Below are 26,655 nucleotides of genomic sequence, written 5' to 3'. Positions count from 1 at the left end.
CACGTGCTCCCGGGAGGTTCCGATGAGTGCCGACTCGACGGTCGATCCTGCCGGTGAACCGCTGCTGCTGGACGGTGCGCTGCCCGAGTTCGGGTTCTCCCGTCTCGAATGCGTGGCGCTCGCCGCGGCACCGCCCGTCGCCTATGAGGCAGCGCGCGGTCTGGACCTGCTCACCATCCACTCCCCGCTCGTCAACGCGGCCGTGTCGGCGCGCGGACTGCCTGAACGGCTCCGCGGGCGGTCCATGCCGACCCCGCCGTCCTTGCGGGTGGCAGACCTGTTCGACACCGTCGGTGAAGCCTGGGAGGGTCAGCCCTGGGTGGCGCTGGGCGAGAATCCAGGGCGTGAGCTTGTCTTCGGGGCGGTCGGGAAGCCGTGGCGGGCGTCCATCGAGTGGCGGCGGGTCGAATCGGAGCACTTCACGTCGTTCGACGAGGCCGGCTGGGCGAAAATGGCTGCCGCCTTCGTGGTCCATCCCTACGGCGCCCAGCGGTCCCTGCTCACCTACGAGGCGCGCACCGCCTGCACCGACCCGGCATCCACGGCCCGCTTCGGCCGCTATTGGACGCTCGTTTCCCCCGGCGTCGGAGTCGTTCTGCGCGGGGCGCTCCGCGCAGTCAAGGCGGCCACGGAACAGGGTTCTCGGCCCGCGGGGGCCCGGGACGGTGACGCGTGACGATAGACCGCTGCCCGGGCTACGGCTCCGGGAGGTGGCGACGGAACCGACTGCAAGGAGCCGTTCGATGCGCAAGCACGGCATGACACCTGACGGCAGCCGCCGGGCGACGTCCCCCGCTGCTGCGGACCGGCCACGCGGGGTCGACGTCGGGCCCTTCCCGCCGAGTCGGCGGCTGGTGATCGCGGCTGTGCGGGCCGGTCGGCATATGGCGACCATGCACAGCCTCGTCGATCTCGACGTCACGAGGGCGCGGAACCTGCTCGCGCGGTCCGCGGAACCGGTGTCGTTCACCGCGTTCGTCGTGGCGTCGGTCGCACGGGCATCTGCGGCGCACCCGCAGGTGCATGCTTACCGGAACTGGCGCGGCCGGCTGGTCCGGCACCGCCATGTCGACGTGAACACGCTCGTGGAGGTCACGACACGGCAAGGCCTCTTCACTCTCCCGCATGTGCTGCATGATGCCGACATCCGCGGTGTACAGGACCTCACGGCAGAACTGCGGGCCGCCAAGCGCGACTACGCCACGACGGGCACGGGGCGCCTCCTTGATCGCTTCGGCACCACCATGACCCGCCTCCCCGGCCTCGTTCCGACGATGTACGCAGTGCTGGCCAGGTCTGTCCGGCTCCGACATCTGACCGGGACGGTCGCGGTCACAGCGGTGGGAATGTTCGGCGCCGGCGGCGGGTTCGGCATTGCCCCGCCGAGTCTGATGCCTCTCCAGGTGGTCATCGGCGGTGCGACCCAGCGGCCTCGTGTCGTGGACGGACGGATCGAGGTCCGTGACGTGCTCGACCTGACGATCACCTTCGACCACAACGTGATCGACGGCGCACCCGCCGCCCGCTTCGTCGCGGAGCTGCGCCACCTCATCGAGGACGCCGAGGCGGTACGCGCACCAGCCGTCGGCACGAGTGATGGACACACGACTGGTACAGCTGAGTAGGGTCAAACGAAGCCACGGAACCACGCGGGGCCCCACCTCCTCTGTGACTGCCGCGATGCCAGCCCGCCCGACGATCCTCGGCGAACACTTGGCCTCGGGCCTTTGCGAGGGTGCTGTCCGGTAGGTGGTCGAGAAAGCATAAAGTGCCCCTGAGCTGCAACGACAGGACTTGCTGAGGGCCCTGTTCCTGGTAGCGAAAGAAGGCACTTCCCAGTGACGAAGAGTGGCGGGTTGTACCGGCGTGTCCGTGTCAAGGGTGGGGGCCGCGGGGTGGTTGCCCAGGCCGGCTCGGTCCTGCTGCTCGAGACGGTCCGCAAGTCCGGCCTGGACACCGCGACATCAGCGGCAATGGCACCGTGGCGCAAGCCGCGTACCGTGCACGATCCGGGCAAGACCCTGCTGGATGTGGCCCTGGCCGTCGCGCTAGGCGGGGACTGTCTGGCCGACGTTGGCATGCTGCGGGCCGAGCCGGGTGTGTTCGGCCCGGTGGCCTCTGATCCGACGGTCTCCCGTCTCCTCGACGCTCTCGCAGCGTCCGGCCCGAAAGCTCTTGCAGCGATCCGGGGCGCACGTTCCGAAGTGCGGACGCGTGTCTGGGAGCTGGCCGGGGCAAGCAGCCCGACCGCCGACGGCCAGGTGATTGTGGACATCGACGGATTGCTGGTGCTCTCACACTCCGAGAAGCAGGACGCCGCCCCGACCTGGAAGAAGACCTTCGGCCATCACCCGCTCGTCGCGTTCTTCGACCACGGCCAAGCCGGGTCCGGGGAGCCGGTGGCCGAGCTGCTGCGGCCCGGCAACGCCAGCTCCAACACCGCCTCCGACCACATCGAAACCACCCGGCTCGCCCTGGCACAACTGCCCAAGCTTCTGCGGCGGGGACGAGAGACGCTGATCCGGACCGACTCCGGCGGCGGCACCCACACCTTCCTCGACTGGCTCTCCAGGCGCGGCCGGTGGCTGTCGTATTCCGTCGGAATGGCCATCACCGACACCATCCACCAGGCCGTGCTGAAGATCCCGAAGAAGGCGTGGACGCCGGCCTACGACACCGGCGGCACCGAACGGCGCTGCGCCTGGGTCGCAGAGATCGCCGACATTTCCGACCTGAGCACCTGGCCGAAGGGCATGCAGCTGATCGTCCGCAAGGAATGACCACACCCCGGCGCCCAGTTGCGCTTCACCGACCTCGACGGCAACCGGCTCACCTGCTTCGCCACCAACACCAAAGGCGGTCAACTCGCCGGCCTGGAACTGCGCCACCGCCGACGGGCCCGCTGCGAAGACCGCATCCGCACCGCCCGCGACACCGGCCTGCGCAACCGGCCCCTGGACGACACCGCACAAAACCAGATCTGGCTGGAGATCGTCTCCCTCCCACTCGACCTCCTCGCCTGGCTGCCGATGCTCGCCCTGACCGGCGACACCCGCCGCTGGGAGCCCAAGAAGCTCCGCTTGCGGCTGTTCTCCGCCGCGGCCCAGCTCGTGCACTCCGGCCGCCGCCGCTGGCTCCGCATGCCTGCCCGATGGCCCTGGACCGGCGTCATCACCCAGGCAATCGACAGGCTCCACTCCCTGTCGAACCCCGGCTGACCTGCCAACAGCCGTCCCGACAACCCGCACCACCACACCGGTGAAGTGGAACCCGGCGCCCACCCGACGCGACAGCCGGGCTCTCAACCTGGTCACAGCACCGAAAAGACCGCACCACACAAACACAGAGCCCCCGTCAGCGAACCAGCGGAGACTCATGAACGATCGAGGCTAAGCTCTGTCCCGTAAGTGATCTTGATGTGCGATGGTCTTGGACTGTGGCTGGTGTAATCACGGCGTCAGAGCCGTCTTGGATGGCCCCGTTCACCGGGCTGAGCCCACGCACCTTCGGCAGGTTGGTGATACTCAACTGCACCGGGAGGGCGCCGGCGCGCCGGGACGTGGCCGGCCTTGGAAGTTCCCGCTTCAGGACCGGGTGCTGCTGGTGGCCGCGTACGGGCGTACCAACCTGACGCTGAGTCAACTGGCGCCCCTGTTCGGGGTGTCGAAGTCGGCGGCGGACCGGGTCATCGACCACCTCGGACCGAAGCTCGCGCTCCCGCCGCGGCGCCGCTTCCGCAAGGACGCCGTGCTGATCGTGGACGGCACCCTGGTGCCGACCCGCGATCACACCTTGGCTGAGCAGTGGAAGAACTATCGGTACTCGACGAACCATCAGGTGGTCGTCGACGCCGACACCCGGCTGGTGGTCGTGCTCGGCCGGCCAATGCCGGGCAACCGCAGTGACTGCCGGGCCTGGGCCGAGTCCGGCGCGAAGGACGCCGTCGGGAAGACCGTAACGATCGCCGACGGCGGCTACCGCGGAACGGGACTGGTCATCCCTCACCGCCGTCGCAGCGCGGACGAAGAACTCCCCGACTGGAAGCAGGCGCACAACAAGAGCCACAGGCAGGTCCGGGCCCGCGTCGAGCACGTCTTTGCCCGCATGAAGACCTGGAAGATCTTGCGCGACTGCCGCCTCCGCGGCGACGGTGTGCACCACGCGATGCGCGGCATAGCCCGCCTGCACAACCTCAACCTCGCCGGATAGGCGCCGGCCACCTGGCGGCCGCTGACATGAGCTGCTGGTGAACGAGCCGACCCACGCCGGTCCCGAGGTCATTTCGTCTGCCGGCGGGCCTGCTTCACCTCGCGGTCGATAGCCCAAGCGTCAGCGACCGGCCCGAGGTGACCGAGCTTGTCGGGGTTGATCACCGAGCGGATGGTCTGGATCTGCCCATCGAGCACCTCGAGGGCCAAGGTGTGGAGGACCTTGCCGTCCCGGTCGCGGAAGATCGCTCCGGGCTGGCCGTTGACCTCGTGCGGCTCGAAGGTCACATCGATCTGGGCCATCCGGGGGAAGACGGAGGCGAGCAGCCGGGCCACGTTCTCGGCGCCGATGACGGCCCTGGCCAGCTGCGGGGCCTTGCCGCCGCCGTCCCCGACCATCGACACGTCGGCGGCGAGTAGATCCCGCAGGCCGACGACATCGCCTTCGCGGAGGGCGTCGAAGAATCGCGTCGCCAGTTCCTGCCGCTCCTGACGGTCCGCTTCGAACCGTGGCCGTCCGGCCTGCATGTGCCGCCGCGCCCGTACCAGCAGCTGCCGGCACGCCGCTTCCGACCGCTCCACCGCCGCGGCGACCTCGTCGAAGCCGAAGCCGAACACCTCCCGCAGCACGAACACCGACCGCTCCAGCGGGCTGAGCCGCTCCAGGAGCAGCAGCGCCGCCATCGACACAGAGTCGGCCAGTTCCGCTGAGCGTGCCGGATCCTGATAGGGATCGGTGAGCAGCGGCTCGGGGAACCAAGGCCCGACGTACTCCTCCCGCCTCACCCGTGCGGAGCGCAGCACGTCGATCGAGATCCGCGTCACCGTGGCGGACAAGAAGGCCTTGGTCGACGTGGGCCGGGTCGCCGAGCCGTCGAAGCGCAGCCAGGTCTCCTGTACCGCGTCCTCGGCCTCTCCCACGCTGCCCAGAATCCGGTAGGCGATCGAGAACAGCAGCGGTCGCAGCTCCTCGAACTCCTCGACCTTGCTCACGCCGACTCCCCCTTGCAGTCCTCCCGCCCGGCCGTATTCGTCGGCGCGGGCATCTTCTGTTGATCATCCGGTCCACCGGCGGCGCAGAGCAAGGCCCCCACCGGCCGGGAGCCCGGAGCCCGCGGCCCGGGCCCGGGCCACCCGCCGACGACCGTTCAGTGGAACTGCCCGACCTCGTAGTCGCCGGCCGGCTGCTGGGTGATGATGTTCAGCCGGTTTACCGTGTTCATGAAGGACACCAACATCACCAGGGCGGTGAGCTGCTCCTCGTCGTAGTGCTCGGCGGCACGCGCCCAGACCTCGTCGCTGACCCCGCCGGCCGCGTCCGCGACCCGGGTCCCCTGCTCCGCCAGCTCCAGCGCGACGCGTTCGGCCTCGGTGAAGACCGTGGCCTCCCGCCACGCCGCCACCAGGTTCAGCCGCACCGGGGCCTCCCCGGCGGCGGCGGCCTCCTTTGTGTGCATGTCGATGCAGACGGCGCATCCGTTGATCTGGCTCACGCGCAGCGCCACCAACTCCTGCGTCGCGGCCGGCAGCGGGGATTCCTTGAGCGCCCGGCCCGCCGACATGAAGTACTTGAGGGCCTTGCCGGCGGCCGGGTTGGCGAAGTAGTTCAGTCGCGCGTCCATCGTGTGCTCCTCCGTGGTCGTCAGTGGCTACACCCCCTGAGACGAGGTAGCCCCACGCCCTGTGACACGGACGCGTGTGACCCACGTCTCTCTGCTGCCGGGGTGTTCGGAGATGCACAGGCGGGGTTGCTGTCTCGTCACAGGGGTGCGGGCAATCCTCGATCAAGGAGCCGATGATGAACCTCACGCTGTGGATCACTGCTGGCCGCTGTCCGACTGGCGAGCGGTGCCAAGATGTTCGTGCCCAAGGAGAGACGGCCGGCATGGGCACCGCCACCCGATGGGTCGAGGACTTCAGCCCCGGCGCTCTCCAGGCCATCGGCGCCCTTGAACTCCTGGCCACGGCGGGCCTGGTCCTCCCCGCCATGCCAGACATCGCACCGGTTCTGGTGCCGCTGGCCGCCACCGGCCTGGTGTTGCTGTTCGTCGGCGCGGTGATCACGCGCCTCCGCCATGGCGAGAAGCTGACGATCGTGGGCGACGCGGCCTGTCTCGCCCTGGCCGCCTTCGTGGCATGGGGCCGCTTCGGCCCCCAGTCCTTCACCGGCTGACCACTCAGCTCAGGGCGAGCCGGTTGCCGAAGGCGCCCGGGCTCAGCCCGGTGTATGGACTCCGGAACGGCTCCGGCGCCGTAATCACGCCAGCCACCATCCATGTTCACCGCACCTCAAGATCACTTGCGGGACAGCCCTCAGCCGGAAGTCGCGATTTGGGCAGGACGTCCGCTTCATACAAGCGGTGCTCGCCGCTGGGATGATGCCTGCGCCAGCCCGGCTCCCACTCTGACTCGACGGACATGGCCCGGCATCGGAACGGTCTGCGCCACCAGCCGGCCCGCGCCGCTTGGCACGACTCCACGGTGCCCGCACCTCCCCCTCCACTCCCCCAGGCAGCGCGTTTGGGTAGCCGCCCTCGGCGTACGCGGTTTCAAAGCCATCAAGACGGTCGCGTACGCAGCCGCAGCCGCAGCGCAGGAGACCGGTGAGAACGAGAGGTCCGCACCGCCCTACTGCCAGCAGATGGCGTGCGGTTGCGGCGCCTCCCTTGTGGTTCGCTTCGACCGCCTTCCGCGATCCGCGCTGCTTGAACGCGTCAACCAGGCCCGAAAGCTGAGGCACGTGTCATGGCTTCGAGGCCAACGGTGCCGTGCCGTCGACGGACGGGATTGGTGACGCCCCCCCACACACACACGAAACGCCCCTCAATTGCCTGGAGGTTGGGCGCGCTCTCTGCCAGGAGGCGGGGTCGCTGGGCCGAAGGCTGCGCTCCAGCCGCGCAGCGTGGCGCGGACCGTTGATCGGAATGCGCTCTCTGCCGTGGAGGCGTCGAATGCCCCGGCGAGTTCGAGTGCCACAACCCCATGCAGGGTCACCCAGAGTGAGACGGCGATGTCCGTCGCGTCGCCGTCAAGGACAGACTCTGCCACGGCACGATCGATCGCTGCGATGAGCGGCCGGACGGGGTCACTGGTGCCGACCGCATCTGACGGCTTGAAGGATTGCACTCCACCGAACAGCACCGAGTACAGGTGGCTGTGTTCGCGTCCCCATCGCCGGTACGCGGCGGCCAGTGCGTAGATGTCGGCGAGGGGATCCTCCGAGGTCGGCACCACCGTCACGGCCTGGAAGAGGCCCGCGACGGCTCTGTCGCGTACCGCTCCGACCAGCCCTTCCTTGTCGCCGAACAGGGAGTACACCGCCGCCGTTGACGTCTCCGCGGCCGCGGCCACGGCGCGGACTGAGACCAACTCCTGCGGACGAGTGGCGAGCAGCTCGGTCGCGCACTCCACGAGGCGCAGCTTGACGGTCGCGTCGTTGGTTCTCGGCCTACCCATGACACGAAGCCTACCTCCTTTGATAACGTCGTTTTGAAACAGTGTTCTGAAACGACGTTGCGCAACCGTCGGAGGTCTGCCATGCCCAAAATCGCCATACGCCTTGCTCGCCTCACCGGCCGCTTACTTCTGGCCCTGGCCGCCGTCGCGACGCTGGTCGTCGTCTTTCTGACTGCCATCGTCCTCACGGACGGGGCCGGTTCGGGACTCGCGGCATGGCTGACGGCCCTTGGAATCGGGACCGTCGCCGCACTGTGGCGGGGCCGGCGTCGCCAAGGTGCGGCGCGGCTCGCGCCGTTCCTGCCGGTGGTCGTCGCGGCAGCGTTGACGGCGTCGGTCTGCATCCCGACCGCGCCCACGGCACGGCAGTACCCACCCGCCCTGCCGTTCGTGACCACGCAGCACTGGAGCCTGACCACAGGCAGCCGCGTCGCGGTGTACCACTACCCGCCCGCGAACACCGGCACCCGACACCCCGTACCGTTCGTGTACCTCAACGGCGGCCCGGTCCGTGGCATTTCGATGCTCGACCACCGGTTCCTGCAGCTCCTGGCGCGACAGGGCTACGACGTCTACGCCTACGAGCAGGCCGGCGGCGGACGTAGCCACCTGCTTCCCATGGACCGGTACACGATCTCCAGGTCGGTGCGTGACCTCGCCGCCTTCATCGACCGCTTGGACAGGGGCAGGGTCGACATCCTCGGATTCTCCGCAGGCGGGGTCGTACTCACCCGGGCCCTGGCGGACCCGCGTGTCGCCGCACGCCTGCACCGGGCGATCATCGCCGAACCGGGCCCGATGGACGGCCCGACCTCGCGGATCACCGGGCACAAGGGTCAACCCTCCGCGCGCGGCCTCGCGCCGGCGATGACCGGACCGCGATCCGCGCACATCCCCCGGTACGCCGCTGCATTCGGCCTCATGCGGCTCGGGCTCCTCAGCCCCGAAACCGGGCTGATCGGACAGGCCGAAGGGGCCAACGCATTCACCGCCGCCGATCTCGGCAGCGACACCGCATCCGCCTACTGCGCCCGCGACGCACACCGCATCCCGACCGAGGACACCGCACAGAACTTCTCCTTCAGCCCCGCCGCCAGCCTCCGCATCCAGCAGACGGTCAAGGACTCCCCCTCCATCTCCCGGGAACTGAGCCGCTCCCGGACCCCCTCGATGCTGATGATCGCCGAGTGTTCCTCCCAGGTACGTCAATGGGCGACCGCAATCCTTGCCCGTGACCCCGCCGTCCAGCGCACGCAGTACATGCCCGGAGTCGGGCACCACATGTGGAACGGCCTGAACGACAACAACGCCCGTGCCGCCGCCGTCATCACCGCGTTCCTCAAGGACAGGCCGGCACCCCTGCCGAACTATCCGGCCCGCGACGACATCCCCACCTTCTTGCGCGCCCGCAAGTGAAGAGCCCTCTGGCCCGACAGCAACTGGCGGTCACCGACATCGTCAGGCACACGTACGAGCTGGCGCGTTCTTGTGATGGGGATTCGCGCGAAGCGTCAGGCGGCAGACACGCTGACCACTGGCAGTGGCCTCAACAATCGCATACATCAACGCCCTTGGCCGGAGCCCGCTCGGTTGAAGCAGCGAAACGAGTGCACGGCCACGCCGCCGCCCGGATCCCGAAGGACCCGAACGGCGGCGCTGTGCCGCCGATGTGTCAGGGGGTCAACGTCCAGCGGTTGATGTATCCGACGTCGATGGATGCCCGGTCCTGCACGCGCAGCGTCCACGTGCCGTTGAGCGGCTGTGCGGAGGCGTCGACCGTGAAGGTCTGGTCGACGTTCTCGGCGGAGCCGCCGCTGCGGTTGAGCAGCGAGTAGACGGTGCCGTTCGGGCCGACGAGGTCGACGGTCAGGTCACCGCGGTAGGTGTGGACGATGTTGACGTAGATCGTGGTGGTCGCGGAGGCGTTGCCGTCGCGGCCGGTGATGGTCACCGGTGATTCGACGGCCGCCCCGTTGTCGGGGATGTCCACGCGGGTGGCGTTGGCGTAGACGTAGGCGATCTGCCAGTTGAAGGTGTCGGACGCGGTCGCCCCGGTGCTGTCGGTGACCTTGATGGTGACGTCGCCGGTGCCGAGGGTGGTCGGGGTGCCGCTGATCAGTCCGCTCGGGCTGATGCTCAGGCCGTCGGGCAGCCCGTCGGCCTCGTAGGTGAGGGACGCTCCGGAGTTGGTGGTGTAGGCGTCCAGTTGGAGGCTGACCTCCTGGTTGACGCCGCTGATCTGGTCGGCGATCGGGGCGAGGTTGACGCCGAGGGCGATGCGGTTGCCGACGTTGATCGCGGCCCAGGCGTCGGCGACGGCGAGGTAGGTCGGGCTGTAGGCGCCGAACAGGTCGGCGGCTGCCGACAGGGTGGCGGTACGGGCACCCGCGTAGTTGGTCGTGGAGGTCATGTACGTCGTCAGCGCGCGGTACCAGATCGCGGCGGCGTTCTGGATGCCGATGCCGGTGACGGGCTGCCCGTCGTACGTCGGGCTGTCGTAGGACACGCCGTTGACGGTCTTTGCGCCGCTGCCCTCGGAGAGCAGGTAGAAGAAGTGGTTCGCGGGGCCCGAGGAGTAGTGGACGTCGATGCCGCCCAAGGAGGAGCTCCAACTGTCCTTGGAGGCACCGTCCTTGGAGGGCTTGTCCATGTAGCGCAGCGGGGTGCCGTTGCCGTTGATGTCGATCTTCTCGCCGACGAGGTAGTCCGCGGGGTCGGCGGGCAGGTCCTCGTGGAACTCGACTGCGGCGGCGAAGATGTCGGAGGTGGCCTCGTTGAGCCCGCCGGACTCGCCGGAGTACACCAGGCCCGCGGTGGCGGCGGTGACGCCGTGGCTCATCTCGTGGGCGGCCACGTCGAGCGCGGTCAGCGGGTGGGTGTTGCCCGAGCCGTCGCCGTACGTCATGCAGAAGCAGGAGTCCTGCCAGAAGGCGTTGACGTAGTTGTTGCCGTAGTGGGCGCGGCTGTAGGCGGCGACGCCGTCGTTGCGGATGCCGTTACGGCCGTGGGTCTCCTTGTAGTAGTCCCAGGTTGCCGCGGCGCCGAAGGCCACGTCGACGCCGGCGGTCTGACGGTTGGAAGGCTGACCGTCGCCCCAGACATCGTTGTCGTCCGTGAACAGGGTCCCGGTGCCCGAGGTGCCCTGGTTGAGGTCGTACGTCTTCTGCCCGGCGCGGTCCGGGTCGACGAGCTGGTACGTCGATCCGGACAGGGTGGTGCCGAGCGGGACCTCGCCGGCGTACTGGCCCGTACCGGAGCCGGTGTGCACCTTCTCGGCGGTCAGGAGCTGCTTGCCCGTTGCGGCGTCGGTGACGACCTGAAGCTCGCTGGGGGTGCCGTCCTTCTGGGTGCCCTCGACGAGGGTCTGCCAGGCCAGGACGGGCTTGCCGGTGCCGGCCCACACCACGAGCCGTGGCGCCTGCTCCGTCTCGGAGCCCTTGACCTTGGCCTTCTTGGACACACCGAGCGCCTTGCCGGCGGCCTCGGCAGCCGTGATCTTCGGACTGAGGGAGGACAGCGAGAGCTTGGCCTTGTTCGCCTTGGTGACCGTCGTACGACCGCTCTTGTCATGGACGACGAGGTCGCCGCCGAGGACGGGTATCCCGGCATAGGTGCGCTCGTAACGGGTGTGCGTGGTGCCGTCGGCGTCCTTGACGACGTCCTTGACGACGAGCATCTCCTTCGCGCCCAGGCCGATCCGCTCTGCGGTACCGGCCGCCGCGGACTGCGCGGACTTGATCAGGGCGGTTCGGCGAGCGGGTGACAGGGACGTCTGGGATGCGCCTGCTCGGGGTGTGGCGGTGATCTTCGCAGGGCCCGGGTCGGCCGGTACCGCAGTAGCCAGGCCGGGGGCGGCCAAGGCCAGCATGGCCCCAACCGCCGTGAGGGCGACGGCGGTGGCGCGTCTGCGCCGGATGAGGGCGCGGTGTCGCAGGGACAACGGGTTCTCCTTCAGTACGACGGCCGGCCCGTGGTGGGGGCCGTGGACGAGATGGAGCGGCGGGGTATGCCGGTCCGTAGCGCTGCACGGCATGCGGGTGGAAGGAGGTGGGGGGTGGAGGTAGATCGGTTGCACCGCGTGGTGAACATGTCAAGGAACGGTGAACTTCCGCAGAAGGGTGGCATCACACAGAGAGGCTTGTCATGCAGATGCCAAGGTGACGGCTTGAATTGACCATTCAAGTCAGGCAAATCGGCCCGGAGACCGCAGATTTTCGGCCTCACCACACTGTTCAACCGAGCGCCGCAGGTTGGGACCGAGCAGGAAGCGGCGGTGCTCCGCCGCCGGGTGGTCGGCTGAGGCGGCTGTGGGGTGGCCAATCAGGGCAAGATCACGCCGCTCGACGCACACGTCGGCATGGCCGCACCGGAGCGTCGCAATTCTCCGCACTCTTGGAGCCAGCCGTCCATTCTCCTTCTGGGCGGCCGTACCCGTCCCGGAGAAATCGGATTGCCTTGGATACGGCGCTCACGTTGGCCTTCGGCTTCGAAACGCTTGAACTCCCCGAGATCTTTGCAGTGACGACTGCTACCAACTTCCGTTCCCAAGCAGTGAGCTTCTTCAGCGGTGCCGCTCCAGGGTGAGGATGGCTTTGGCGATTGACGCCATGCGGTTCGGGCTGCAACGAGCGTGGCGGAAGATCTGCCAGGTCTTCAGGCGGGCGACACCGCGCTCGACCGGAGCACGGGTGCGGGCCAACGCCCGGTTGACGGTCTGCTCGGTGGGCGTGAGGTTTTGGTGGGGCCGGCGTTTGATGCCGGTGGTCACCCAGGGACCCGATGGCCCGCCGCCTCACCGGCGAGATCACCATCTCCTGGCGTGACCCGACATCACATGATGAAGTCCGCTTTCCGGGATTGAACAACGGGAGAAAACGACCTCTGAGGTTCGTCCGTGGAGTCACGTCTGTGGCCGTCCGGCGACTTCGTCTTGTCTCGGGCGGCGGTCACCAGTCGGGGGGTAGGTAGTAGTTCGTTGTTGAGCCCGGGCCTTCAACTGTCTGGCGGGTGCATAGTTCGGCGAGTGGATGGCTGTCCGGCAGCACGGAGAGGAGCCTCGTGAAGGCGGCCTGTGCGGTGTCGGTGTCTCCGGAGAGAGCGGTCCACAGGGCGAGCTGGTAGGCGGCGCAGTGGGTGAGTTCGTGGTTCTGCCCCATGACGCGAGCGCAGTCGTCGTGGGCGGCGGTGGCTGTGTCCAGGGCCTCTTCAATGCGGTCAGCGTGTCCGAGCATGGCGGCGAGCTGGATGGTGCGCGTCAGGGTACGCGGGTGGTCGGCACCGTAGAGGGCCGCGCAGCCCTCGAAGACTTCTCTCTGCAGGCGAAGTCCGGTCTCTCGGTCACCGTTTCGGGTCACCCAGTCGGCCAGGTTCCAGCGGGCGTCGTTGGTGAGGGCGTGATGGTCACCGAGTTGACGGGTGGCATCGTTGTTGAGTTCGCGCCAGGCGCGCTCGGCGGCCTGCGGCCCGTCGGCCTCTGCCCAGCAGGCCACTTCGAATCGCAGACCCAACACTTGAAGGTGCTCCGGTCCCCAGAGGGTCTGTCCGGTATCGAGGAGCTCCATGGCCATCGCGAGGGCATCGGCTGCCGGGCCGATGTGTCCGGTCCAGCGAATCAGGTTCCGTCTGGCTCGGATCGTGGCCGGGTGGATCCTTCCGTGGAGCTCCAGGAAACCTTCGTATGCTTCGGCGGCGAGGGAAACCGCCCGGTTGAGGTTCCCGGACTGCCCCGTCCACCAGGCCAGTTGAAGGGTGAGTTCGAAGAGGTCGTCCGGAGCGGTGTCCGGCGGCGCGGACCGCAGCACCGTTCTGAGGACGTCGACGGCCTCGGGACGCCGGTCGGCGTTGCCGGATATCTCCGCCAGGCCGATCGCGCCCATGAGGGCACCTCCGTCGACTGCCTTGCGGAAGGCGGATGTCGCGGCGTCCCATTGGGTCCGTTGCTGGGCAGCCCAGCCCAGGTCGACACAGGTCGCCGCGTCGGCGTGAACGATGAGCGTGTCCCAGATCGGCTTGGCGATCCCGCTGGTCCCGCGTTCGGAGTCGATCGCTTCGGGCAGGTAGTCGAAAACCCGGTAGCCGGTGCAGTCGTGGTTGGGGAGCAGGAGACTGCTGGTGGCGAAGATCGGTTTCGTCGCCCAGGTCAGAGCGGATTCCCAAGACTCAGGACGGGCACGGGCGCCCCCGAGGTCGAGCAGGTGGTGTTCATGGAGGTCGCGCAGGATCGGAGCCGGGACATAAGTGGTCCAGCCCGCGCAGAAGGCGTCGGCTGCGGCGGCCACCAGCGCCGCCCCACGGGAGTGATTCCCTTCGGGGGAACGGACGTCCCTCCACGTCGCGAGGAGCTGCGGTCCGGCTGCCAGAAACTCGGCGATTCCGTAGGTGCCGGATGACTCGATCGCTCTGGCGATGCGCTCGTCCTCCGTGTGTTCGGACGCCCGGCGCAGCTCTGCGGCGCTCCACCGGCGGTCGAGCCGTATCTCGTGGGCGAGGCCGAACACCGCCGCCTCGGGAACGGGGGAAGCATCGATCCCACGGAAGCGGGCCCGCTCGTGGGTGCGGATCGTGGCCACCAACAGCACCCCCGGCCTCCCGACGATCACGTTCCCGATCAGGTTGGAGAGGGCGCTTCCCGAGTTCAGGTAGCGTTCGAGATCGTCCAGCCAGATCACCGACGGCCGCATGGACTCGGCCGTCTCGAAGGCGGCCGCCAGGCTTTCCCCACTCTCCGGATCTGGGATGAGCAGGCGGTGACTCGGGCATTTCTCACGCAGCGCCTCGAACGCTGCACGTGACTTTCCCGCGGTCGAGTCCCCGACCAGCAGGACGAAACGATGCGAGGCCAGGGCCGACTCGATCTCGCCGCTTTTGTCCCTCGGGATGAACGCGGGGAACGCATCACCACCCGCACCATGGACGCGTACGACTGACAGATCATCGATATCGCGGACGCGGGGAACCCTGCCGCGCCGAGCCACCACCAGCCCGCGCTCACGCGCCGTCGGTGCCTCCACCAGTCGGCTGCCCCGCCAGGACGCCACGCCGGCCCCGGCCCCCACCACAGCGACCAAGACTGCGCCCACCCCGGCGGGAAGCTCCGACTCGGCGAACGCCGCCACCGACGTCGCCACAGCCGCGCCGACGATCAGCCACCAGCCCTTGACGTATCCTCTCCGCCACACCATGACATAAGACCAAACCGCGTCGTCTCCGCGATAGGGCTGTCCCTTGTCATCCAATCGAGTCGTTTGACAGCGAACCCAGTCGTTTCGGCTTCTTTGACAGTGAACTTAGTCGTGTGAGGTGAGCGATCCAGTAGCCGTCAATGAGACGGGGGTTGCTGGTGACGGGCCGGTGTTCCGAGTCTGCGCTATTGGGGGGTGGTGACCAGGATGCGGCCGTGGTCACCGCCGGCGTCGACGTGGTGGTGTGCCTTGGCGATGTCGTCCAGCGGGTAGCGGTCGCGGACGTCGACGGTGAGGGCGCCGACGGCGGCTATGGAAGTCCTCGGGATGATGCACGGCGCCTTCCCCGACGTCCAGTGGACGCTGGAGGAGGCGGTCGCCGAAGGCGGCACCGTGGCCGCGCGGTTCACCATGCGGGGAACCCACGACGGTGAATTCTTCGGGATCCCGGCGAGCGGCAACAAGATCTCGGTGCAGGCCATGAACTTCTACTACCTGGCCGGCGGCCGGATCGTCGGCGAACGCGGCCAGCCCGATCTCCTCGGGGTGATGCAGCAGATCGGTGCCCTACCGGCGCCGTGAACCTCGTAGCGCCGCGTGAGCCTGCTATCGCGCGGAACTACCGCTGCCGGGAGGTACGTCGCCCCGGCAAAGGGGGAAGGCCCACACCGGCCCGCGGGCGGCCGACGCAGGTTCACTGCAAGAGGCTGGCCTTCCACATGACGTTCCTTGCCATCCAACCCAGTCGGCGCAGGCGGCCAGGGGATCCGGGCCGAAGGAAGCGTCACGCGACGGCGTTGACAGCAAAGTTAGTCCGCGCAGGTCAGCGACTTCGGCCCGACTAACTTCGCTGTCGAAGGACATGTCCTTCGACAGCGAAGTTAGTCGTGCGCAGCGCGCTGACCTGCGTCGACTGGATTGGATGTCAACACGGCGGTCGATAGCGTGGATCATTGTGTCGGAGGGGATGCTGGATGCGGATGGTGCACGACATCTGCCGTGTGCTGACTCTGGGCGCTGCTCTCGTGCCGCGTCAGCCGCTGCGCCTGTGAGCACGCAGGGCTGCCCAGTGGAGTAGGCGTTCGGTGATCTGGGCTTCGTAGCCGTTGCGGGTGGGCTGGTAGTACGTCTCGCGGTCCATGTCGTCGGGGAAGTAGTCGGCGCCGGAGAAGCCGTCGCTGGTGTCGGGGTCGTACTGGTAGTCCTTGCCGTACCCGAGGTCCTTCATCAGCCGGGTCGGGGCGTTGAGGATGTGGGCGGGCGGCATGAGTGATCCGGTGCGGCGGGCAGATCGGTGGGCCGTGTTGAAGCCGCGATAGACGGCGATGGACTTGGGGGCCGTGGCGAGGTAGACAACGGCCTGGGCGATCGCCAACTCGCCCTCGGGGGAGCCGAGTCGCTCGTACACGTCCCAGGCGGCGAGGGCCTGCTGGATGGCCTGCGGGTCGGCGATGCCGATGTCTTCGTTCGCGAAGCGGACCAGCCGGCGGGCCACGAACAGGGGGTCCTCGCCGCCGTCGAGCATGCGGGCGAGCCAGTACAGGGCCGCGTCCGGGTCGGAGCCGCGCATCGACTTGTGGAGCGCGGAGATCAGGTTGTAGTGGCCCTCCTGCGCCTTGTCGTACAGCGGGGCCCGCTGCTGGATGTGGTGGGCGAGCGCGGCCGTGTCCAGGGCGGTCTCGGTGCCGGGGAGGGCCTGGAGCTGTTCGGCCATGTTGAGGAGGTAGCGGCCGTCGCCGTCGGCCATGGCGATCAGGGCGCGGCGGGTGTCGTCGTCCAGGGGCAGATGGTGGCCGGTGAGCTGTTCGGCGCGGTCGATGAGTGTGGACAGTGCGGTTTCGTCGAGGCGTTTGAGGACGAGGACCTGGGTGCGGGAGAGGAGGGCGCCGTTGAGTGCGCATGCACCGAGCGGCGCGTGGTCGCCGAATCGGTCGCGTGTGTGCCGGCGGCCAGCAGCTTTTCGAAGAGCCGGTAGAGCGTGCGCTCCGTAGGCAGTTCGATGTCGTCGGCATCCTCGCGGGACGCCAGGATCTGCTTCGTCCGCCAGATGATGAATCGGACCGTCCTTGAGGAGGCATCCGCCGTCTCGGCGATAGCCTGCCGCATTGCATCGACCACCGCTGGCGCGATCCGGCCGAACGTCGGCAGTTGCTTGGCCGACCGGCCGTCGGCCAGCCCGACAAGCCCGTCGCGGTGATATCGCTGGCGCCGCTGCTTGATGCCGCTGGCCATCATCGGATGGCCCGCTGCCGTCAGCTCGGCCGCTTTCGCTCGCTCGCGTTCGGCCAGCGAATGCCGCCTGGGGTCGAACTCCGGTCGTGGCACTGCCCCTTGGGGAGCGTCCGGCGGCAGACCGTGCAGCACCTCCAGGATGTGGTCCTCCCACCAACGAGCCTGTTCAGCGGCCGTCTTGGGGAACTCTGCGATCCGGGCAGTCGGCGGAACCCGTCGCCGCTTCTCCTTCATCCGGCACCCCCACCGGACAGGCACTCGACCGTGCGAGGACCCAGCAGTTCGACCGCCATCCCCTCAGCGGTCAATTCCTGCCTCCACAGCAGGTGGAACAACACGGGCAGCGTCGCGAGCCGGTCGCCAGCCGCATCGGCCCCGGGCATCAGCGGCCCCGGTTGCGAGAAGACGTCCATCAGTCGGGCAGCGACCGGACCCTGCGTGCAGCGGGAGTGACGGTAGCGCGACCACCACCGCACGTTCGCGAGCAGCACTGCCTCCGGCGTCCCCACCCGCTCGAAGCCCCACCCGGCCTCGGCGCAGGCCCGGCGCGTCACTTCGAACGCTTCGGCATCGCTCGGCGCGATCCAATCGTCGGCACGGACATCGACGACCACGGCCGAGCCATCCGCGCGGCGCACAAAGAAGTCCGGGGCATGCCGACGTTCACGCGAACCGTCGTGCCAGTGCAGCCAGAACGGCTGGGAGGCGACCCCCACCACGGCGGGATCGAAGTCCATGAGCACGAGGTGGTCCCGCTCCAGCCACGACTCGAAGCCGACATGCTGCCCGGTCGTCGCCGCCCAGTACCAGCCCGGGAAATGGCGCCCACCCGGCGGCCACCGAAACGGCCGTACTGGAACCGCCTCCTCGAACCTGACCGACACGCAGTCCAACAGCGGACGCCGTCGACGCTCGCGCCGGCCTTCCATGCACGACACCTCGACGTACGGCACGACCCCGTCCGCCCCAGCCGGTACGGCCATCCAACACCCCCAGCGTGCTCACCCCACACGACTAGGTTCACTGTCAAAAAAGCTGAAACGACTGGGGTCGTTGTCAAACGCCTCGATTGGATGACAAAGGACACCGGCGAACTGGTGTCCTTCGACAGCGAAGTTAGTCGTGTGCGGCCCGCTGACCTGGGCCGACTAGGTTGGATGTCAATGGGTCTGCTCGTGCTGACGCTGTTCGGTGGCCAGGGCGTCCCTTTTCGAGGTCTGGCACAAGTCCCGTGAGATGCCTACGGGTTGGAGTTGTTGATCTTGGGTTAGGGGTGTTGGAAGTCGCCGTAATCTCCCTCCTCGTTCGACTGGCAGGCCCAACATTCGATAGCCGTGAACGAGGTGCCGTGTCAGTTGCAAGAGCTGCTGTTCCCGTCGGTCTCCGAAATCGCGGTCGTGTCCCTCGACGCGGGCGGCGGGGCGATACACATCGGGGTCCGGTGTACGACGGACGGTGATACTTGTCCGGTCTACGTCGACATGGGTCGCGCAGTGGGCCAGGAGCTGTTCCTCGTTCTTTCGACGGCCTCTGCGACCGCCGGGGGCGCGGGTCGCCGGTGTGCCGGAGTCTCTCAGCCCAGTCAACGTCCGCTCAGAGTTCGGTGGCTCGTAGTCTTCGCCGGTTCGGGTGTCGAACTGGGGAATCCGTGACTCGGGTGAGGGGCGTCGGTTGTCCCGGTGAGGGCGTTGCGGGTGTGGCGATGGAAGGTGAAGAGGGCGAGGAGCACGGCAGCGGTGAACCAGAGGAGCTGGACCCCAAGCAGAGCGAGGGCAGTGCGGCCGGAGAAGCTGGCGGCGGCTGCGACCTGAAGGGCGCCGTAGGACGGCAGCAGGCGCACGACGAGGCTGTCGGCGGTGGAGCTGGAGATGGGGTTCTGCAGGGCGACGTCCAGGACGCTGGTCATCACCATCGCGAACATGCCCTCGACCTCGCGATGCAGCAGGCTGCCGTAGATCACGCCGAGTGCGCCGTACGTCATGGCTGCGCAGAACAGCGCGGTGGCGAGCAGGAAGGGGTGGCGGGGACTCCAGGCCACGCAGATGACGGCGGTGGCATAGGCCGCGACGAGGGCGGAGGCGAGGGTGAGGGAGGCGGCCTTGGCGAGCACAAGGTGGGTGCGTGGGTAGCCGGCCATCGTGAGACGGCGGTCGAAGCGTCCGCCGGCGAAGGTGGCGGCGAACATCGTGAAGCCGGTGATGAGGGTGACGGCGTTGATGGCGCCCGTGATCTGGGTGAGTTCGTTGCCGGCGGGTGTCAGGAGCTCGCCCGTGGCCCTGAGGTGGAAGGGGGCGGGCTGGGCTGGGACGACGGCGTGGGCGAGGGTGATCCAGGTGGGGACGTAGAGGACGACCAGCAGCATGGCGAAGCGGTTGCGGGCGTGCTCGGTCAGGTCGTACCGGGCGGCGGTTGCGAGGAGCGTGAGGTGCCGCTTCATGCCGCCGCCTTGGCCTGCGAGTGCAGGAGCCCGGCTTCCAGTTGCCAGACTTCGTCGAGGCGTTCGGCGTCGTAGGCGAGGTGGGAGACGACGAGGACCGAGCGCCCGGCGTCACGCAGTCGGGCGGCGAGGTCCCAGAAGCGTTGGTAGGTGTCCCAGTCGAAGCCCTGGTAAGGCTCGTCCAGCAGCAGGACCTGGGGGTCGTGCATGAGAGCGAGGGTGAGGTTGAGTTTCTGGCGGGTGCCGCCGCTCAGTACGCCGGCCCGCTCGTCGGCGTACTCCGAGAAGTGCAGCGTTTCCATGATCTCCTCGGCATGGCGCAGGTCGGGCAGGTCGAAGGCGGTCTTGAAGTAGTGCAGGTGCTGGCGCACGGTGAGGGCGTTGTTGAGGACGACATCCTGTGGGCAATAGCCGAAGCGCCCATGGTGGCGAACGTTGCCACGGTCGGGCCGGAGTTCGCCGGAGAGGATCTTCAGAAGCGTCGACTTGCCCGTGCCGTTCTCGCCGACGACTCCGGCCAGTGTGCCGGGCGTCAGGTCCAGGTCGATGCCGCGCAGGACGGCGCGTCGCCGGTAGGCGTGATGCAGGTTTCTGACCTTCACTGTTCCTCCATTCAGCGCAGTGGCCACCGGCTCCCAACGATCGGTCCCACGCTCAGGACACGGTCGGCGCTATGGCACCGGATGGGGCGGTGGTTCTGCGCGGCGCGCCCTCACCCGCTGTCGGACGCGGATTCACCAGAGCGGTCTCGACCACCGCCGGCAGACGGTGAACAAGAGCAGTGGCGGCCACGACGTCCTGCCGCCGGGCTGGCGGATCGTGCCGCCACGCCCGGGTCGCCTCCGCGATGACGGCTGGCGCTGTGACGATCACTTCGTGACCCTTCAGGGCCTCGCTCGTTGTGGCCGAGTAGATCATCCGAAAACCAGGAAGCGAGAAGCCAGAGTGGTCTTCCACGCGGTCGGCCGTGCCGCCGCCTCAACCGAAGCGGCGTTACCGCGCCTACGGCCCTGGTGCACGGGGGGAGGTCGGCCATGACCGCTCTGCACTCGGAGGGTTCGAACCGTCAAGTCGTGTGTCTGCCACCAGGCCGGTTCGAGCTCGATGCGGAGATGCGCCGCCTGGCCGGGACCCGGGACGGGATGTCGCGGGTCATCGTCGAGGACGCGCTCTTCCCTCCGGGCAAGCTGCTGCGTCCGATGCTCTGCCTGGAGGCCGCCACGGCCGTCGGCGGTGATGCCGAGACCGTGCTCTCTTTCGCCGCCGCGCTGGAGTGCCTGCACGTCGGCTCCCTGGTCCACGACGACATCGTCGACCAGGACCCCGTGCGCCGCAGCCGCGCCTCGACGCACGCTCACTACGGTGTCTGCGAAGCGCTGCTGGCCGGCGACGATCTGTTCATGATGGGCATCTCCGTGCTGCTCGACTCAGCGGCCGGCACGGTGGCGCCCGACGCACGGTTGCGCGCGGTCCGGGTGGTGATCGACGCCCTGGCGAAGATGTGCCAGGCCGCGCAATGGGAGATCATGCTGCGCGGCGACCCCACCGCGGACGTGGCCGAGAGCCTGAAGGTGGTCGAGGGCAAGACCGCAGCCTTGATCGGCGCCTCGTGCGCGGCTGGCGCGATCCTGGCCGGAGCCCGCGATGACCAGGTGACGGCCCTGCACCGCTACGGCCTGGAGCTGGGCATGGCGTTTCAGGTCCGCGACGACCTGCTGCCCTATACCAGCAGCGATGACCTGGTCGGCAAGCAGGCCGTCAGCGACGTGGCCAACCGCCAGCCCACCGTACCGGTGCTCCTCGCCTTCGTCCGAGCGGAACCGTCCGACCAACAGCGGTTGGTGGAGATCTTCGCCGCGCCCGACTCGCGCACCGCCCACAAGGACCTGGCCGCTCTCCTCGCCCGCACCGGAGCCTTCGACGAAGCCGCCGACCTTGCCGACGCCTACGCCGAGCGCGCTCTGGCCGCACTCACCGACCTGCCGGCCACCGCGGCCCGCGACCGGCTGGCCGACCTCGCCCGTGGCGCAGCACACCGCGACCACTAAAAGCGCCCGCCCGGGCCAATGGATACCCGCCCGTTCAAGGGAGTCGATCATGCTGGTACGCCGGTGGCTGGACGAGGCTGGCATCACCGATCCGGTACACCGCGCGGGCTACATCGCCTGCGTCCGCCACGTGCACGACCGCGAGGGATCCGCCAGTCGGCTCCTCGTGATGGCCGGTCCGCCGGCCTTGCGCCCGCACGCTTACGCCCTGGCCGCCGTGCTCGCGATTGCCGATACCCGCTCCGAGAGCGGAGACTCGGAAACCGGCGGCCGCGCACTGGACGCCTGGATGGACTCCGTGCGCCAGGCTGTGGCGGGCACCGCCGAGGAGCCCATGCCCAGCGCCATCGGTCACACCCTCCGCAGCCGGGGTATCAGCACGGCGCCACTGGCCGATTTCGCCGCGGCCCTCCGCCAGGACGTCTCCTCGACGGGCTTCGCAACCCATGACGAACTGATGTCCTGGGCACGCGCGGTCGGGAGCGCGCAGATGCGCATGTTGTGGCCCCTGTTCCGCTCCGCAGACGCACCGGACTGGCTAGCCGACCCCCTGCTCGACGATCTCGGCACGGCCTGGCAGCTCACGGACGTCCTGCGAGACCTGGCCGACGACCTGGACCAGGGCCTGCTGTACCTGCCCGTCGAGGATCTCGACCGGTTCGGCGTCACGGCGGACGACCTGTGGCACCGTCACTGGTCTCCGGGTGTTCAAGCACTGATTGCCTTTGAGGTCGAGAGCACGCGTAGTCTGCTGGAACGCGTGGCCGCCGGCCTTCCGCCGCTGGCCGCGGCCGAGACACGCGACTGGATGCGGGCCGCCATCATGTGCGCCGCGCTGGCGCTGACCGAAGTGCTGGAGCGCGGCGCCACCGTGCTGACCTGCCCGGTGACCTCGCTGAACGGCCGTCGGGCCCAAGCCTGGCTGCCCTACGTCTGGCGCGCGCCGACCCACTCCCGGCAGACCCTCCGGGCGGGATCCGACCGTCCAGCCAGGGGCCCTCGGAGCGAGGGCATCCCACGATGCCGAGAGCCGAACGAGCCGGCCACCTCGCAGCCGTCGGCTCCGCGCCCATCCGGTGACTCGTCAAGCCGACCGTCTCAACCATGATCGTGGAAAGGCCGTCCTCCCCGTGTATGACGTCATCGTCGTCGGCGCGCGTTGCGCCGGATCCCCCACCGCGATGCTGTTCGCGCGATCCGGACTGCGCGTGCTGCTGCTCGACCGGGTGGAGTTCCCACGCGACACACTGTCCACCCACCGCCTGAACCCCCGGGGCGTGGCAGCCCTGGCGGACTGGGGACTGCTGGAAGTGCTGCTGCGCACAGGCTGTCCGCCGATCACCCAGGAGACGGTCGACCTCGCGCCGGACGTAGTACTGCGCTATGTCGGCTCGACGGAGATCGCCCTGGCGCCGCGCCGGACCGTGCTGGACGAGCTACTGGTTCGCAGCGCCGTCGAGGCGGGCGCCGAGTTCCGGGCCCGTGCCGCATTCCTCACCCCGCTGTGGGACCACGGCCGGGTGACCGGAGTCCGGTATGCCTCCGGCGGGCGCGAATACACCGAGCACGCCCGCCTCGTGGTGGGTGCGGACGGGACGAACTCGACGGTCGCGCGGACAGTGGGCGCGCGGTTCTACTGGGATCTGGGTGTGATCAACTGCAGCTTCTACGGCTACTACTCGGGCCTACCGGATCGGGGCGGCCGGCTACTCATGCGGGAAACCAGCGGGGCGCTTGTCACGCCTACGCACGGCGGCCAGCACTGCATCGCCCTCTCCCTGCCGCACCGGCGGTTCCGCAAGATCAGGCCCGATGCCGACCGGCTCTTCACCAGCACGATCGCCGAACTCGCCCCAGACCTGTCCGACGAAATCGCTGCCGGACGCCGCCATGGGCCACTGCGCGGCTGCCCAGGCGTACCGAACCGCTATCGGGAGTCCGCAGGCCCGGGGTGGGCGCTGCTCGGCGACGCCGGGCTGACGAAGGACCCGATCACCGGGCAGGGCATGGACGACGCATTCAGCCAGGCCGCCTCCCTGGCTGGACGCGTGCGTGCGGTCTGGGACGACGGCCCCGACGCGGTGGACACTGCCGTCGCCGATTACGCGGAGGACCGCGACACCGTGTCCGCCGAGTCGTTCGCGACGACCGCGACGCTCGCCCGGTCAGGGCTCTCCGGTCCGATCCTTGACGCGCTTCGCAAGGTGCAGCACGACCCGGAGGCGGGCAGCAGGTTCCACAGCATGCTCGCCGGGCGGGCCAGCCCGGCAGAGTCCATGACGTGGTGTCTGCTGACCGGCCTCAAGCACGACACTGGCCGGCTGTCGGCCATGCCGGCATGACGCTGACCGGCGACGTTGCGATGACATGGGGTGGCTAGGACAGGGCGACTTCCAACACCCCTAACTCAAGATCAACAACTCCAACCCGTAGGCATCTCACGGGACTTGTGCCAGACCCTGAAAAGGGACGCCCTGGCCACCGAACAGCGTCAGCATGGGCAGACCCATTGACATCCAACCTAGTCGGCCCAGGTCAGCGGGCTGCACACGACTAACTTCGCTGTCGAAGGACAAGGGCCGATCCACACCCATGCGACCATCACTGAGCTTCTTCGGGCTGGCCATCGATCGGGTGACCATCCCAGGTGCGTAACAGGCGAGGCCCTCGGGCTGTTGATCGAGATGTCTGACGTCTCAACCGATCAGCCTGGGGGCCTCGTTGGTCGTCTATCCTGCCAGCCTCGGCCTGCCGCAGGCGCTCGTGGAGTGGGTGACCATGCTTATCGTCACCCGTGATCGGGATTGGCGCTGCAAGCTGCGCCCGTCGCAGCGCGCGATGGTGGCATTGGTGTATCTGCGTGAGCACCTGACCCTGGCGAAGATCGCTGCTGGGTTCGGGATCAGCGAGTCCACCGCCCACGCCTACACCACCGCGGTCATCAGCCTGCTCGCCGAGCGCGCGCCGGGCCTGCTGAAGGTCCTACGCGAGGCCGATCCGGACCTCGTCCTGCTGGACGGCACCCTCGCGGAGTGCGACCGCGTCGGCGACGGCCGCGCGGACTACTCGGCCAAGCACCGCCGACACGGCGTGAACGTGCAGTTGGTGACCGACCCGGACGGCCGTGTGGCTCTCGCCCGCCCTGCCGGGCCGCAGCCACGACCTGACCGCGGCCCGAACCCACCGGATCATCCGCATCTGCGCACGTCAGGGCGTCCCGATCCTGGCCGACCAGGGCGGCGGCCCCTGGGTGACCACCGGCATCAAACGCGGCCCCACCAAGACCTCACGCCCACCGAGCAGACCGTCAACCGGGCGTTGGCCCGCACCCGTGCTCCGGTCGAGCGCGGTGTCGCCCGCCTGAGGACCTGGCAGATCTTCCGTCACGCCCGTTGCAGCCCGAACCGCATGACGTCAATCGCCAAAGCCATCCTCACCCTGGAGCGGCACCGCTGAAGAAGCTCAGTGATGCGCCGGATCGGCATGACCCGAGACCCGGCTGACGATTTCGACGACCCCACCGCGCCCGAAGGGCCACTGCGTCCGAACGTGCTGTACCGAGTCGCGCGTGGTGTGAGGGTCTGACGCTCTCGGCTCGGCCGCTTGGTAGGCCGCGGCGGGGAGCGGGCGTCCGGAAGGGTGCATGTTCTGGCAACAGATCTTCACAGCGCTCCAGGGCCCGACGGACGGGAGAGACCGCTGAGTAGGAGGCCCGGTCCGGGATAAGGGGGCGGGGTCAACCTGGCAGGCCCGGTCGGCGACTGCGAGCGGCGCGTGCCCGATCAACGACACTGACTGCACGCATCCGAGCAAGACGAACCCGTATTCGGCCGCATGCCCCAGTCGGCCACTGCTCGATCTGATCGGGGCCAAGTGGACGATCCTTGTCGTGGGTTGCCTGACCCGGGGCGCGCAACGGTTCAGTGAACTGGCCGCCGAGCTCGAGGGAGTTACGCCGAGGGCGCTCACTCAGACGCTGCGGCAGCTCGAACGCAACGGCCTGGTCCTGCGCACGGGGCACCCCGTGATTCCGCCGCATGTCGAGTACGAGCTGACCCCTCTGGGACACACCCTCCGTGAGCCCGTCGAGGCGCTGCTCGGCTGGACCGATGCCCACATCGAGGAGTGTTCTGCGGCACAACGTGTCTATGACACCGACGCCTGAGCTGCACGCTTCACTCGGATACAGCATAGAGAAAGTGCACACTTCAACTACTTTCCGTACGCCCCTAGCGTGACCGAGGTGCCGACAACGACATCCGACTTACAGGGAGTACGTGATGTGCGAAGCGCAGCACGATCATCAGTCACCGTCCCGCCGCGGAACCCTGCGCTGGGGCGCGATGGCCATCCCCGCAACCGCGGGCGTGTCGGCTCTGACCTGGCCGACGCAGGCCAGTGGCTCAACGCCCGCCGCGGCAGGCAGCGATGCGTCTCACCAGGCCGCCCGCGGAGACACCCTGCGCAGCATCGCCGGCCGCTTCCTCGGCTCCGAACAACGCTGGACGGAGCTCTACCACTTGAACCAGAAGGTCCTGGCCAAGAGCGGTGAGCCGCGCCCCGGCCAGCGCCTTGAGCTCCCCGAGTCCCGGGACGGCGCCGCGACCCGGAACTTCGCGCCGCTGCCCGCCACCGCCAAGCCCCTGCCCGTCCCACCTGAGGGCTATCGGCTCGACCGCATCGGCGACGCGTTCTACGCCGTTACCGCCGGTGGCACGCATACTGCGGGCCCATGACGAGCTCGCCCGTATGGACCTGGACACATGCATCGGCGGCCATGTCCACCGGCTCGGGACCAGGGAGGACATCAAGGTCTCCCGCGAGTTCGTGCAAGACCTGTGGAACGCCACCAGTAAGGCCATCGCCGCCACCCACATGGCCCCCTACTTCGGCAAGGCCGAACCGGGCAACAACTGGGCCGGCTTCAACCTCTACCTGCAGGCTGTCGCCGACAAGGTGGGGCCGGTAATTCTCCGGAAATGGCTGGGCCGCCTCGGAGCGGTGGACGTGTTCACCCGCGAGAACGCCCTCACCGTGGCGCTCTCCCAGATCGTCGACGCCCCACGCGACCTCTGACTCCCATACGGGTAACA

Annotated in this window: 22 protein-coding genes and 5 pseudogenes; 15 read left to right on the top strand and 12 right to left on the bottom strand. The window is 68.5% G+C overall.

The window, feature by feature from the left end; all coding sequences use genetic code 11:
* Positions 1-22: 22 nt before the first annotated feature.
* The 4 genes and pseudogenes from ACZ69Q_RS35250 to ACZ69Q_RS35235 all read left to right on the top strand — a co-directional run bounded on the left by ACZ69Q_RS35250 (position 23) and on the right by ACZ69Q_RS35235 (position 4,209).
* Positions 23-676 carry a hypothetical protein gene (locus ACZ69Q_RS35250; RefSeq protein WP_471050062.1) on the top strand — a complete coding sequence of 218 codons (654 nt, stop codon included), beginning with the start codon at positions 23-25 and terminating at the stop codon, positions 674-676.
* Positions 677-743: 67 nt separating this feature from the next.
* Positions 744-1,625: a 2-oxo acid dehydrogenase subunit E2 gene (locus ACZ69Q_RS35245; protein WP_471050060.1), complete on the top strand. Its 882-nt coding sequence runs from the start codon at positions 744-746 to the stop codon at positions 1,623-1,625.
* Between the two features lie 213 nt (positions 1,626-1,838).
* A pseudogene (locus ACZ69Q_RS35240) lies at positions 1,839-3,218 on the top strand (IS1380 family transposase).
* Positions 3,219-3,436: 218 nt separating this feature from the next.
* Positions 3,437-4,209: pseudogene (locus ACZ69Q_RS35235) on the top strand (transposase).
* A gap of 68 nt (positions 4,210-4,277) precedes the next feature.
* Here the strand turns inward: ACZ69Q_RS35235 and ACZ69Q_RS35230 are convergent.
* Both ACZ69Q_RS35230 and ACZ69Q_RS35225 read right to left on the bottom strand, forming a co-directional pair.
* On the bottom strand, positions 4,278-5,201 hold the full coding sequence (locus tag ACZ69Q_RS35230) for an RNA polymerase sigma-70 factor (protein WP_471050057.1): 924 nt from the start codon (positions 5,199-5,201) through the stop codon (positions 4,278-4,280).
* Between the two features lie 155 nt (positions 5,202-5,356).
* Positions 5,357-5,830, bottom strand: coding sequence for a carboxymuconolactone decarboxylase family protein (locus ACZ69Q_RS35225; RefSeq protein WP_471050054.1), 474 nt, complete (start codon positions 5,828-5,830; stop codon positions 5,357-5,359).
* 263 nt (positions 5,831-6,093) lie between these two features.
* Here ACZ69Q_RS35225 and ACZ69Q_RS35220 point away from each other — a divergent pair, with 263 nt between their 5' ends.
* Complete coding sequence (locus tag ACZ69Q_RS35220; RefSeq protein WP_471050051.1) at positions 6,094-6,381, top strand: DoxX family protein; 288 nt, start codon at positions 6,094-6,096, stop codon at positions 6,379-6,381.
* Positions 6,382-7,031: 650 nt separating this feature from the next.
* Here ACZ69Q_RS35220 and ACZ69Q_RS35215 read toward each other — a convergent pair.
* Positions 7,032-7,664: a TetR-like C-terminal domain-containing protein gene (locus ACZ69Q_RS35215; RefSeq protein ID WP_471050048.1), complete on the bottom strand. Its 633-nt coding sequence runs from the start codon at positions 7,662-7,664 to the stop codon at positions 7,032-7,034.
* 81 nt (positions 7,665-7,745) lie between these two features.
* Here ACZ69Q_RS35215 and ACZ69Q_RS35210 point away from each other — a divergent pair, with 81 nt between their 5' ends.
* Positions 7,746-9,080 (top strand): alpha/beta hydrolase, encoded by a 1,335-nt coding sequence (locus tag ACZ69Q_RS35210; protein ID WP_471050045.1) that lies wholly within the window; start codon positions 7,746-7,748, stop codon positions 9,078-9,080.
* A gap of 256 nt (positions 9,081-9,336) precedes the next feature.
* Here the strand turns inward: ACZ69Q_RS35210 and ACZ69Q_RS35205 are convergent, their stop codons facing one another.
* The 4 genes and pseudogenes from ACZ69Q_RS35205 to ACZ69Q_RS35190 form a co-directional block, all read right to left on the bottom strand.
* Positions 9,337-11,604 (bottom strand): M4 family metallopeptidase, encoded by a 2,268-nt coding sequence (locus ACZ69Q_RS35205; RefSeq protein ID WP_471050042.1) that lies wholly within the window; start codon positions 11,602-11,604, stop codon positions 9,337-9,339.
* Between the two features lie 621 nt (positions 11,605-12,225).
* A pseudogene (locus ACZ69Q_RS35200) lies at positions 12,226-12,444 on the bottom strand (transposase family protein); the annotation flags it as partial.
* A 166-nt stretch (positions 12,445-12,610) separates the two neighbouring features.
* A complete protein-coding gene (locus tag ACZ69Q_RS35195) occupies positions 12,611-14,845 on the bottom strand; it encodes a tetratricopeptide repeat protein (protein WP_471050041.1) in 2,235 nt (744 codons plus the stop codon).
* Positions 14,846-15,030: 185 nt separating this feature from the next.
* The gene (locus tag ACZ69Q_RS35190; protein WP_471050303.1) at positions 15,031-15,258 is read right to left on the bottom strand and encodes a hypothetical protein; all 228 of its coding nucleotides are present in this window, start codon (positions 15,256-15,258) and stop codon (positions 15,031-15,033) included.
* On the opposite strand from ACZ69Q_RS35190, the gene ACZ69Q_RS35185 reads away from it, so the two are divergent.
* Positions 15,158-15,427, top strand: coding sequence for an ester cyclase (locus tag ACZ69Q_RS35185; protein ID WP_471050293.1), 270 nt, complete (start codon positions 15,158-15,160; stop codon positions 15,425-15,427). The two genes, ACZ69Q_RS35190 and ACZ69Q_RS35185, sit on opposite strands and share 101 nt — an antisense overlap.
* A gap of 451 nt (positions 15,428-15,878) precedes the next feature.
* On the opposite strand, the gene ACZ69Q_RS35180 is transcribed toward ACZ69Q_RS35185, so the two are convergent.
* The 5 genes from ACZ69Q_RS35180 to ACZ69Q_RS35160 all read right to left on the bottom strand — a co-directional run bounded on the left by ACZ69Q_RS35180 (position 15,879) and on the right by ACZ69Q_RS35160 (position 20,116).
* A complete protein-coding gene (locus tag ACZ69Q_RS35180) occupies positions 15,879-16,592 on the bottom strand; it encodes an AAA family ATPase (protein ID WP_471050038.1) in 714 nt (237 codons plus the stop codon).
* Between the two features lie 5 nt (positions 16,593-16,597).
* Positions 16,598-17,311 (bottom strand): hypothetical protein, encoded by a 714-nt coding sequence (locus ACZ69Q_RS35175; protein WP_471050036.1) that lies wholly within the window; start codon positions 17,309-17,311, stop codon positions 16,598-16,600.
* Positions 17,308-18,060 (bottom strand): TnsA-like heteromeric transposase endonuclease subunit, encoded by a 753-nt coding sequence (locus ACZ69Q_RS35170; protein ID WP_471050033.1) that lies wholly within the window; start codon positions 18,058-18,060, stop codon positions 17,308-17,310. The genes ACZ69Q_RS35175 and ACZ69Q_RS35170 overlap by 4 nt, the downstream gene beginning before the upstream one ends.
* 599 nt (positions 18,061-18,659) lie before the next feature.
* Positions 18,660-19,514 carry an ABC transporter permease gene (locus ACZ69Q_RS35165; protein WP_471050030.1) on the bottom strand — a complete coding sequence of 285 codons (855 nt, stop codon included), beginning with the start codon at positions 19,512-19,514 and terminating at the stop codon, positions 18,660-18,662.
* Entirely contained in the window at positions 19,511-20,116 is a 606-nt protein-coding gene (locus tag ACZ69Q_RS35160) for an ABC transporter ATP-binding protein (RefSeq protein WP_471050028.1), read from the bottom strand. The genes ACZ69Q_RS35165 and ACZ69Q_RS35160 overlap by 4 nt, the downstream gene beginning before the upstream one ends.
* A gap of 432 nt (positions 20,117-20,548) precedes the next feature.
* Here ACZ69Q_RS35160 and ACZ69Q_RS35155 point away from each other — a divergent pair, with 432 nt between their 5' ends.
* From ACZ69Q_RS35155 to ACZ69Q_RS35120, 8 genes and pseudogenes are all read left to right on the top strand, one after another.
* The gene (locus ACZ69Q_RS35155; protein WP_471050026.1) at positions 20,549-21,562 is read left to right on the top strand and encodes a polyprenyl synthetase family protein; all 1,014 of its coding nucleotides are present in this window, start codon (positions 20,549-20,551) and stop codon (positions 21,560-21,562) included.
* A gap of 49 nt (positions 21,563-21,611) precedes the next feature.
* A complete protein-coding gene (locus ACZ69Q_RS35150; protein WP_471050024.1) occupies positions 21,612-22,670 on the top strand; it encodes a phytoene/squalene synthase family protein in 1,059 nt (352 codons plus the stop codon).
* Between the two features lie 22 nt (positions 22,671-22,692).
* Complete coding sequence (locus ACZ69Q_RS35145) at positions 22,693-23,904, top strand: NAD(P)/FAD-dependent oxidoreductase (protein ID WP_471050021.1); 1,212 nt, start codon at positions 22,693-22,695, stop codon at positions 23,902-23,904.
* Between the two features lie 379 nt (positions 23,905-24,283).
* Positions 24,284-25,018: pseudogene (locus ACZ69Q_RS35140) on the top strand (transposase).
* Positions 25,019-25,024: 6 nt separating this feature from the next.
* Positions 25,025-25,147 (top strand): annotated as a pseudogene (locus ACZ69Q_RS35135) (GNAT family N-acetyltransferase); the annotation flags it as partial.
* A gap of 196 nt (positions 25,148-25,343) precedes the next feature.
* Entirely contained in the window at positions 25,344-25,727 is a 384-nt protein-coding gene (locus ACZ69Q_RS35130) for a winged helix-turn-helix transcriptional regulator (RefSeq protein WP_471050290.1), read from the top strand.
* 115 nt (positions 25,728-25,842) lie between these two features.
* Entirely contained in the window at positions 25,843-26,298 is a 456-nt protein-coding gene (locus tag ACZ69Q_RS35125) for a LysM peptidoglycan-binding domain-containing protein (protein WP_471050019.1), read from the top strand.
* Positions 26,273-26,638 (top strand): hypothetical protein, encoded by a 366-nt coding sequence (locus ACZ69Q_RS35120; protein ID WP_471050016.1) that lies wholly within the window; start codon positions 26,273-26,275, stop codon positions 26,636-26,638. Before ACZ69Q_RS35125 ends, ACZ69Q_RS35120 begins: the two co-directional genes overlap by 26 nt.
* Positions 26,639-26,655 lie beyond the last annotated feature (17 nt).

The organism is Streptomyces sp. NPDC036764 (genome assembly GCF_055609385.1).
This window is presented reverse-complemented; position numbering and strand designations above follow the sequence as displayed.